This is a genomic window from Pseudomonas sp. THAF187a, assembly GCF_009363395.1.
Classification (GTDB): domain Bacteria; phylum Pseudomonadota; class Gammaproteobacteria; order Pseudomonadales; family Pseudomonadaceae; genus Aquipseudomonas; species Aquipseudomonas khazarica.
Map to the genome: position 1 here is coordinate 5,177,167 of NZ_CP045349.1, position 9,795 is coordinate 5,186,961.

Genomic DNA, 9,795 nt, shown 5'->3' on the forward strand with positions numbered 1-9,795 from the left:
GATGAGCAAATTCTCAGAACTGGTACTCGACGCTGCCGGTCAGGGTTCTGCCGCGACTAAGAGTGAAGGCATACACATCCCCCAGCGGCACCAAGTAGGCACGATCAAAGGCGTTCTCCAGGGACAGGCTGAGCCGAGTCTGGGGTGTGGCCTGGTAGCCGGCGAAGAAGTCGTAGACGACATAAGAGGCCCAGTCGGCCGGGTAGATGGCTTCGAGGTTGCGCTCGGTGTAGGACTCGGTATAGCCCTCGCTGTAACGGATACGTGTGCCCACATCCAGCCTGCGATCCAGCCAGCGGGTCCCCAGCACCAGCGAGCCTCGATCCATCGGCATGTACTCGGAGCTGCCCATCAGGCCGCCACAACTGACCAGCGAATTGGCATAGTCATCCGGGATCGAACCAACACCGACGCCCGGTATGAAACCGAATCGCTCAGCGCCGCCCAACCAGGCATTCTTCGAGCAGTACTCGTTCTTGCCTATCATGTGGGTGTAGGTGAGGTCGGCGTAGAAGCGTCCGTTGTCGTAGTTGGCCTGGTACTCGACACCGCGAAAGCGTGTCGAGGTCAGGTCGTTGACATGCGCCACAGTGCCCAAGGTCGGCCCCGTACCGAACCCCGGCACCTGCCGGTTGATGGCCATGTAGGTGAAGTCGTCCACCCGCGTATCGAAGTAGGCAACCTTGATGCCCAGACTGTCGTTGGCCTGCAACAAGCCCTGGCGAAAGACGTTGAAGCCAACCTCCCAGGCACTGGAACGCTCAGGCTTGAGGTAGGGGTTGGGATACATCCACTCACCACCTCCGCCATGCGGCCGCCCATAGATCAGCGTTTCGGTCACCGCCGGCGGGCGCCAGCCCTTACCGTAACTGGCGAATACCTGCAGCCAGTCCAGGCCCGGCTTGATCGCCAGGCCGAAGGTCGGCGAGAAGCGCCCCTCCTCACGATCCACATCGAATGTCAGCGCTTCCTGGGTAAAGGTCGCAGGCGGCGTGAAGCGGCGGATGGTCATGCCGGTTTCACCCTGCAGCCGATAGCGGTCGTAGCGCAGCCCGGCGCTGGCCGTCAGCCAGTCGTCATAGTGCAAGCGCAACTCACCGAACACACTGGCCATGCCGCGCTTGCCAGACGGCGTCATGCCTTCGACATAGGGAAAGGAAACGGCCGCGCTCTCAGCCTGCTGATCCGATTTGGGCCTGACCTTGTCTTGAAACAACTCCGCACCGTAGTTGAAGTCCAGGCTACTGAGCTGACCGAGCGCGAAGGTCGAGGTGTTCTCCAGCTGCAGACCAATAGTGCGGGTACGGTATTCGATCTGGTAGGCCGGCGAACTACCGCGCGCCAGATTGTCCTGCTCGTTGCGATTCTCGACGAAGTACAGCTTGCCCTTGAAGTCGATCAGCGGGCTTTCCGGGTCGTAGCTGTAATCGAGGGCCAGGTTCTGCGAGGTCACCTCGCTGCTGCCGAGTTTCTCCCAGAGCCGATCACCGCTGACACTCATCAGGTTGGCATCGTCATAGGAAACCTCGGTACGCAGATAGCTCAGTTGCAAGCGCTGCGTCTCGTCGAGGTTCAGGCCGAACTTGGCGAGGAACGAGCGCATCTCGTTGGCCGAATAGTCGACCGTGGAGTTTTTCAAGCGCTCGGTTGCGTCATTGGCCGTACCCGCCTGGGTACGGATTTCGCCGATACGCCCGTTGGAGCCCGGCTCGTAGTTGCCCAGATTGCGTTCGCTACCCGCCAACAGAACGTCCCAGGCATCGTTGCCAAAAGCGAAGACACCGCTGCCGATGAAGTGAGTACCGTTGCCCAAGCCACCCAGGCCGCTGGTCGCCCGAAGCCGGCCACCAACCTCCTTGCCATCGCGCAGAAAGTCGCTCGCCTCCACGGTACGGAACTCGGCCACACCACCGATCACCCCCGCGCCGCCCAGCCCGGAGCTGGCGCCCTTGCTGATCACCACGCCGGACAACAGTTCGGGGTCGACATACATACTGCCATTGCGTTGCTGATGGCCACTCTGCTGGTAGTTCTGACGCATGCCATCGATGTTCATGTTGACCCGACCGTAGTCCTGCAGCCCGCGGATGTTCACCGACAACCCGGGGTCCTGCTGACTCACGGCGGTATAAACACCCGCCGACTGCTCGAGCAGATCGGCAGCATGATGAGGCGGCGTGCGGTCGATCTGCTCACGGTCGATCACCGCGACCGAGCGTGGCTGCAGGTAGGTTTCCTGGCGCTGACTGAGCTGGCGCCCCTGCACCGTGGTCGACTGCAGCTGCAGCGTCTGTTCATCGCGCAGCGCACGGCGGGTCAGGGTGACCTGACGCTGGCCGTCGAAGCGGTAATCCACCGGCGCACTGCCGAGCAGGCGACGCAGCGCCTCGTCGAGCGGGTAGCGCCCGCTCAGCGCGGTACTGGCGAAGCCCTGCAGGCGTGCGCTGTCGAAGAACACCTGCACCCCCGTCTGCTCGGCGAAGGCCAGGGCAGCGCGGTCCAGCGGTTGCGCGGGGATGTCGAATGCCATCACCTCGTGATGGGTCGAGCGCGCCTCGGCCACGGCTTCGGCCGCCAGCGCGGCGCCGTTCAAGGCCAGGGCCACGCCCAGCGCGACACCACTGAGCAACACGGATGAAGGATGACGGAGAGCAGGTGATGCTGCAGAACGACGACGACTCACGACTAACCCCAGGGCTTTCTTTATTGATAATGAAAATCACTACCAACAAAGACGCGCAACCCGGAGAAACTCAGTAAGGAAATCGTGAAATTTTTTCTGCCGGTCCTGTCGGAGCGCCTCGATGCGCCTCAGTAGATCAGGCTGATGCCCAGCATTTCTGCCCGCTGCAGGTGCATTTCCCGCGCCAGGGTGGCCAGGGCATCGTCGAGTGCATCCAGGCGGAAAACCCCGCTCACCTCGCGCTGTGCCAGCGCCTCGCTGCCGAGGAGAATGTGTCCGCTGCGATAGCGGTTGAGCTGTTCGACCACTTGCGCCAGCGGCACGCGGTCGAACACCAGCAAGCCACGCTGCCAGCTGGTGACACGCTGCAGGTCGAGCGCCACGTCGCTGATGCCCGAGGCGTCGTAATGCACGCTGTCCCCCTCTTCCAGACGCTGCTGCTGGCCGCCGGCACTGACCTGCACGGCGTGCTCCAGCACACCGACCAGAGCGCCTTCGTCAGCCTCGCGCCGCACCAGGAAGCGCGTGCCCAGGGCGCGTGCCGTCCCGCCGGACGCCTCGACGACGAACGGCCGATCCGCCTGCGGCGCCACCTGGAAAATGGCGGCACCGGCCAGCAGCTCCACCCGCCGCCGGGTCGCGGAGTAGTCCAGGCGGATGGCACTGGCACTGTCGAGGATCACCTCGCTGCCATCGGCCAACGTCAGGCTGCGCACCTCGCCGCTGGCGGTGCGATGGTCGGTCATGAGCGGCAGCAACAGGCGGTCGCGCTGGCTCAGCCCCAGGCCACCGAGCAGCAGCGCCAGGCAGGCCGCCGCGCCCCAGCGCCGCAGGCGCGCCTTGCGCACGGGATGCTGGGGCCTGGCAGAGGCCACTGGCGGCGCCCGATGCTGCCGGGGCCTGTCGCCCGGCAGACCCGCCAGGGTCGCCCAGGTACGCTGGGCGAACGCCAGCGCCTCGGCATGCCGGACATCGGCCTGCAACCAGTGCTGCAGCGCCTCGGCCCGGGCGTCGTCGAGTGCATCGTCAGCGAGCAGCACCGCCCATTCGGCGGCGGCCTCACGGATGCTCCGCTGCTGCGGATCTTGGCTAATCACGCTCACTCTGGATTCTCGTTATAGGTCGCTGCGGAGCGGGCGGCTGATACCCGTTTCAAGTAATGACGTGCGACGCGGGGTTTTACCGTAAACCATCGTCATGCCTGTTCGTCCACCTCGAGCACGCGCTCCATCACATGCGCCAGGGCGCGTGCCAGGTGCTTCTGCACCGAACTGTCGGAGATCTCCAGCTGACGCGCCACCTGGGCGTGGGTCAGGCCCTCGATGCGGTTGAGGCGAAAGATCTCCTGAGTCCGCGCCGGCAGCTCGGCGACGGCCTCCTGCAGACGTTCGATACGCTGGCGCGCGGCGGTGATGTCGTCCAGCGAGCTGCCTTCGGCCTCGATTTCATGCAACAGGTCATCACCGAGCAGGTCGGTCCTGCGCCGAATCTGCTGGCGCTGGTGGTCGATCAGCAGGTTGCTGGCCGTACGGTAGAGGTAGGCCGGCGAATTGTCGATGCGCTCGCCGCCGCTCTGCTCGGCCAGACGCAGAAAGCTCTCCTGAGTGAGATCGGCGGCCAGTTGCGGGTCGCGACTCTTGCGCAGCAGAAAGCTGTGCAGGGTCTTGGCGTGCTTCTGGAACAGGCCTTTGAGATCCAAGTCCGACAATCGTGCATCCCTGGTCTTGGGCGATAGGAAAGCGGCATCTTATTTTTATTGAGAAGCATTTTCAATTTATCGACTCGAGGCAGCTCAGCAGACAGTCCAGTGCCGGCTGGCGCTGTGCCCGGCGCAACAAGGCGACCAGTTCGCGGTGGAAGGTCAACGCGCCCAGCTCGATCACCCGCAGTCGGGTCGGGCGCTGCAGCCACAGGCCGGCACGCGGCACCAGCGACACCCCCATGCCGTTTTCCACCAGGCGCACGATGGCTTCCAGTTCGTCCAGTTCCAGCGCCTCATGCACAGTCAGGCGTTGCTCTCGCAGGAAGCGGCTGACCTGGCGGCCGCCGAACGAGGTCCGGTCGTAACGCACGAATGGTTGCTCGGCCAGCAGCCGCAGCGGGTCATCCCCCTCGACGTGCAAAGGGGCGACGAGCACGAAAGGTTCGCGCGCCAGCGGCACTTCGAGAATCTCCTTGGGCAAGGCGAACGGCGGTTTGATCAGCAAGGCCAGGTCCAGCTCGCCGGCATCGAGCTGACTGAACAGCTGCAGCGAGACACCCGGCACCAGCTTCAGCTCGACCCGTGGCGCCAGCTGGTGAAAACGCGGCAGCGCCTCGGCCAACAGACCGGTCTGCAGGGTGGCGATGGCGCCGACGCGCAACTCGCCGACACAGTCGCCAGCCCCTGGCGGCAGGGCCATCTGCCCGTACAGGGCGAGCATCTGCTCGGCCAACGGCAAGGCATGCCGGCCGGCGGCATTGAGCACCGCGCTGCGGCCGCTACGGTCGAACAGGCGCACGCCGAGCTGCTGTTCGAGCACACGCATCTGGGCGCTGACCGCCGACTGGGTGAGGCCGACCTGCTGGCCGGCCGCGGCGAAGGTACCCAGGCGGGCGACGGTGACGAAGGTTCTCAGCTCGCGCAGCACGGCGGCCCCTATCGATCAAAAATATTTGAGCTTGCGAGCAAGGATATTCGCTTTCGATCAATTCTGCTGTTGGTAGGCTGGAGCAAAAACCAACAGAGGTACTCCGTGATGGCCCTTGCTCCCTTTCACCTGGCAATTCCCGTATACGACCTGGCCGCCGCGCGGCATTTCTATGGCGAGGTGTTCGGCTGCGCCGAGGGCCGCAGCAGCGAGCACTGGGTGGACTTCGACTTCTTCGGCCACCAGCTGGTCATCCACCAGGCGCCGAAGATGGCCCACCAGGAGTCGGCGGTGAGCAACCCGGTGGATGGCCACGACGTACCGGTGCCGCACTTTGGCGTGGTGCTCGCCTGGGCCGACTGGGAAGCGCTGGCCGAGCGCCTGCGCAGCCGCAGCACCCGCTTCGTCATCGAGCCCTACGTGCGCTTCGCGGGGCAGGTCGGCGAGCAGGCCACGATGTTCCTCCTCGACCCGTGCGGCAACGCCCTGGAGTTCAAGGCGTTCAAGGACATCGGCCAGCTGTTCGCGCGCTAGGTCCGGCGCCGCCGCCAACCGCCCGGCTCGGTGCGCGCCTAGGGCAGCTCGGCTACAGGCTGCGCGGGCTCGGGCAACAGCTCGCGCAGCGCCGCATTGGCCTGCAGCAGCAGCGGCAGCAGTGGCTCCAGCACGGCTGGCGCAAGATGGGTGCAGATATCGGCCTGACGTGACAGCGGCAGGCCACTGAGCACGCGAGCGGAAAGCGCCACGTTGGCATCGGCGGCGGCCGCCTCGGTGAGCTTGCACAGGTAGCTGGTGGAGAAGCTGCGCAGGCTCTGCACGATGAGCTCGATGTCGACGATATGACGGGCGATCTGCAGCACCTGGTCGGCGTCGTGGATGCCGTAGATCAGCACCTTCACCTGCCTGGGCGACAGGCATTCGGCATAGCGCGCCGCGGTGGCGAAGGCCCCGATCACGCACAACCGCCGGGCCACCTCCAGGTGCAGGCTGTCGGGCAGGCTGAGGTAGGTATCGAGGATGCCGCGCGGATCGAGGTGCGTGGTGACCTCGGCAAGGAACTCGATGGGCAGCGTCATGATCAGTTCGCGCAACTGCGCCGGCGGCATGTGCGGCGACAGTTGCGCAGCCTGCTCGGCGCCCAGCTGTTGCACCAGCGCCGCTTTCACCGCCACTGGCGCCATGCGCTGCGAAGCCAGCAGCAGGCGTTGGGACAGGCTCAGGTTGGGGGCTTTGGCCATCGGGTCCTCCTTGTCGTGAGCGAGGCCCGCAGCATCGCGCAGCGGCACGCGGGGCGCAGCCATCTTTGCGCCGGTCACGCCCGCAGCGTTCAGCCGTGACTGGGTAGGGAGGAAACGCGGCTCAACCCGGCGCGCGCTCGATCTGCGCGCGCAGCAGCTCGGCAAAGGCACTCGCCTCCACCGGACGACTGATCAGGAAACCCTGGATCTCATCGCAGTGCTGGCTTTTCAGGTAGTCCATCTGCGCCTGGGTCTCCACGCCCTCGGCGACCACCTTGAGCTCCAGGCTGTGCGCCATGGCGATGATGGCGCGGGTAATCGCCGCGTCCTCGCCACCCGGCGACAGGTCGCGGATGAAGGTCTGGTCGATCTTCACGTAGTGCACCGGGAAACGCTTGAGGTAGCTGAGTGAGGAGTAGCCGGTGCCGAAATCGTCGATCGCCAGCTTCACACCCAGCGCGCGCAGCTGCTGGAAGGTCACGATGACGCTCTCGACGTTGTCCAGCAGCTGGCTCTCGGTCAGTTCGAGCTCGAGGTACTCCGGCGCCAGCCCGGTCTCCTCGAGCACCTGGCGGACCAGGCTGGTGAGATTGCCCTGGCGCAGCTGGTGCACGGACAGGTTGACCGACACGCGAATCTCCGCCAGCCCCTGGCGCTGCCACTCGCACGCCTGGCGACAGGCCTGACGCAGGACGAACTCGCCGATCGCGGTGATCAGCCCGGTCTCCTCGGCCAGGCCGATGAATTCGCCCGGCGGCACCAGCCCCTGCTGCGGATGACGCCAGCGCACCAGCGCCTCGGCGGCGTTGAGCTGATCGTCGGCGAGGTTCAGCTTGGGCTGGTAGAACACCTCCAGCTGGCCCTCGTCGATCGCCTTGCGCAGCTGGTTTTCCAGCTGCAGGCGCCCCAGGGTGCAGGCCTGCAGGTTGTCAGTGAAGAACTGGAAGGTGTTGCCGCCCAGGTGCTTGGCATGCTGCACGGCCATGTTCGACTGGCTGATCAGCGTGCCGACCTCGCGGGCATAGTCCGGCATCAGGCTGATCCCCAGCGACGCGCTGACCACCAGCTCGTGGCCGCCGACGGTCATCGGCACGCGCAGCTTGGCCAGCAGACGGCTGGCCACCCGCGCCAGGCTGGAGAGACTGCCGTAGGCATCGAGGATGATGGCGAACTCGTCACCGGACAGGCGCGCGATGCAGTCGGCCTCCGGCACGGTCTGGGTGAGGCGACGGCTCATCTGCCGCAGCAGCTGGTCGGCGACCTCATGGCCAAGGCTGTCGTTGAGCAGTTTGAAACGGTCCAGGTCGATGTGCATCAGGGCGATGCTGCGTCCCGTCTGCCGCGCACGCTGGCTGGCCTCGTGCAGGCGCTCGCGGAACAGCGTGCGGTTGGCCAGGCCGGTCAGCTCGTCGTAGTGCGACAGGTAGCGCAGGCGCTCCTCGGCCTCGCGGCGCGCCGTGAGGTCGGCGAAGAAGCCCACGATATGGCTGGGCCGCCCGGCCGCGTCACGCACCATGTTGAGCTGCAACCACTGCGGGTAGAGTTCGCCGCTCTTGCGCGTCTCGATCAGCTCGCCCTGCCAGTTGCCGCTGCCATCGAGTTCCTGGCGGATGCTCAGGTACTGGCGGCGCATCTCGTCGCTGCCGAGCAGGCTGGTGACCCGGCGCCCGAGCACCTCGTCCCGCGAATAGCCGGTCACGCTGCTGAAGGCACGGTTCACCGCCAGCAGACGGTAGTCCGGGTCGAGGATGAAGATACCCTCGCTGGCCGCTTCGAAGACCATCGCCGCCAGCCGCTGCTGCTGCTCCTGCTGGCGCCGTGCGCTGATGTTGCGGCGGGTGCCGAGCATGCGCAGCACGCGCCCGCTGGAGTCGCGCTCGACCGCACGGCCACGGTCCTCGACCCACACCCAGTGCCCGTCGGCGTGGCGTACGCGGTATTCGACGTGATAGTCCTCGCTGCGTCCCTTCATGTGCTCGAGCAAGGCACGCCGCAACGTCGGCAGGTCGTCGGGATGCAGGCGCGGGCGCAGGTCGCGCAGCATCTCCCTGACCTGTTCGGGGTCGAGGCCGAACAGCTCGCGCAGGTGCGAGTGGTGCACCTGGTCGCTCTGCAGGTCCCAGTCCCACAGCCCCAGCTCACTGGCCTCCAGCGCCAGCGACAGGCGCGCCTGGCTCTTGCCCAGCGCGTGCGTGGCCTCGTCCAGCTCCAGGGTGCGCTCGGCCACGCGCATTTCCAGCTCGCCATGGGCATCGCGCAGCTCGCGCTCGGCGCGACGACGTTGCTCCACCTCGCTGGCCAGCTCCCCGTTCAGCCCTTCGGCGCGCTGCTTGGCGTGCTCCAGATGGGCGATCAGCGCCAGGTTGTGAAACCGCTGCAACAGGCTGCGCTGGACCAGGCGGTTGACCTGCCAGGCGACGACCAGCAGTGCCAGGAAGAGAATGACGCTGATCAGCCCCCAGCCGCGCTGCAGGCTGTTGTCGCTGAGCAGCAGGAAGGCCGCCGACGGCAGCAGGCAGGGCAAGGCGAAGGTGAGGAACGCCGGCAGGCTGACCGCGTAGGCGACGCTGGCGGAGAGGATGGCCGCGGCGATCAGCCCATAGACCAGGGCCTGGTGGTAGAACACATCGGCGGGCACCAGGACGATCACGGCGAAGGCCAGGCTCAGCCCCGAGGCACCGGCGCCGAGCAGGAACACGCGGCGCCAGTAGGGTTCCGCCTGGCGGCTGGGCAGGGCGTCGTCGAAGGCCTTCACCTGGGTCAGGCGCAGCAGCACCAGCAGCACCACCCAGGCCAGCCACAGCGCGAGCAGGGGCACGCTTTGCTGATGCCACAGCAGCAGGGGGCAGGCCAAGCCGACCAGCAACATCAGCAATGTAGGCAGACGCGAGCCCTGGAAAAGCAGGCGCGTGCGCTCGACGGCGATATCCGTGGCGAACTGATGCTCGGTCTGCTGCGGGTCCAGCGTCATCTCTTGGATTGCGGCGCTAGTAGTGGCGGTCATAGGCGATGTTCTTGTAATGGTGCCTGAGGGCCTGCCCGCGCAAGCGGCGGTCGCAGCCCTGACGTGGCGGCAGAATACCCGAGACAGACGCTGTGCCCAACAGAGATGTGGGCAATTTCACAACCTGGCGTCCAACTTTCGGCGGGCGTCCCGCGCCATGGGCGCAACGCGCGCGGACACTGGCCGGCTGACCTGCCAGTCATCGGTTGAGCGCTTTCGCCCGGGACGCCGCGAGGCACT

The 9,795-nt window shown here is 66.0% G+C and carries 7 protein-coding genes; 1 reads left to right on the forward strand and 6 read right to left on the reverse strand.

The features are described 5' to 3' along the window. Window positions 1-13: 13 nt before the first annotated feature. The 4 genes from FIV02_RS24200 to FIV02_RS24215 all read right to left on the reverse strand — a co-directional run bounded on the left by FIV02_RS24200 (window position 14) and on the right by FIV02_RS24215 (window position 5,313). Window positions 14-2,605, reverse strand: a complete 2,592-nt coding sequence (locus FIV02_RS24200) for a TonB-dependent receptor (RefSeq protein WP_306106440.1) — start codon at window positions 2,603-2,605, stop codon at window positions 14-16. Between the two features lie 206 nt (window positions 2,606-2,811). Next, on the reverse strand, window positions 2,812-3,780 hold the full coding sequence (locus FIV02_RS24205; protein ID WP_152490164.1) for a FecR family protein: 969 nt from the start codon (window positions 3,778-3,780) through the stop codon (window positions 2,812-2,814). 98 nt (window positions 3,781-3,878) lie between these two features. Then, the gene (locus FIV02_RS24210; RefSeq protein WP_037055535.1) at window positions 3,879-4,391 is read right to left on the reverse strand and encodes an RNA polymerase sigma factor; all 513 of its coding nucleotides are present in this window, start codon (window positions 4,389-4,391) and stop codon (window positions 3,879-3,881) included. Window positions 4,392-4,452: 61 nt separating this feature from the next. Then, window positions 4,453-5,313: a LysR substrate-binding domain-containing protein gene (locus FIV02_RS24215; RefSeq protein WP_152490013.1), complete on the reverse strand. Its 861-nt coding sequence runs from the start codon at window positions 5,311-5,313 to the stop codon at window positions 4,453-4,455. A 108-nt stretch (window positions 5,314-5,421) separates the two neighbouring features. Here FIV02_RS24215 and FIV02_RS24220 point away from each other — a divergent pair, with 108 nt between their 5' ends. After that, window positions 5,422-5,847 carry a VOC family protein gene (locus tag FIV02_RS24220; RefSeq protein ID WP_152490014.1) on the forward strand — a complete coding sequence of 142 codons (426 nt, stop codon included), beginning with the start codon at window positions 5,422-5,424 and terminating at the stop codon, window positions 5,845-5,847. A 38-nt stretch (window positions 5,848-5,885) separates the two neighbouring features. Here the strand turns inward: FIV02_RS24220 and FIV02_RS24225 are convergent, their stop codons facing one another. Next, complete coding sequence (locus tag FIV02_RS24225) at window positions 5,886-6,551, reverse strand: hypothetical protein (RefSeq protein WP_152490015.1); 666 nt, start codon at window positions 6,549-6,551, stop codon at window positions 5,886-5,888. A gap of 121 nt (window positions 6,552-6,672) precedes the next feature. Then, window positions 6,673-9,555: a bifunctional diguanylate cyclase/phosphodiesterase gene (locus FIV02_RS24230; RefSeq protein WP_152490016.1), complete on the reverse strand. Its 2,883-nt coding sequence runs from the start codon at window positions 9,553-9,555 to the stop codon at window positions 6,673-6,675. Window positions 9,556-9,795: the final 240 nt, after the last annotated feature.

Bases quoted from the DNA above. Each gene is read 5' to 3' on its own strand.
- FIV02_RS24220 (WP_152490014.1), top strand. From the start codon at position 5,422: ATGGCCCTTGCTCCCTTTCACCTGGCAATTCCCGTATACGACCTGGCC.
- FIV02_RS24225 (WP_152490015.1), bottom strand. From the start codon at position 6,551: ATGGCCAAAGCCCCCAACCTGAGCCTGTCCCAACGCCTGCTGCTGGCT.
- FIV02_RS24230 (WP_152490016.1), bottom strand. From the start codon at position 9,555: ATGACCGCCACTACTAGCGCCGCAATCCAAGAGATGACGCTGGACCCG.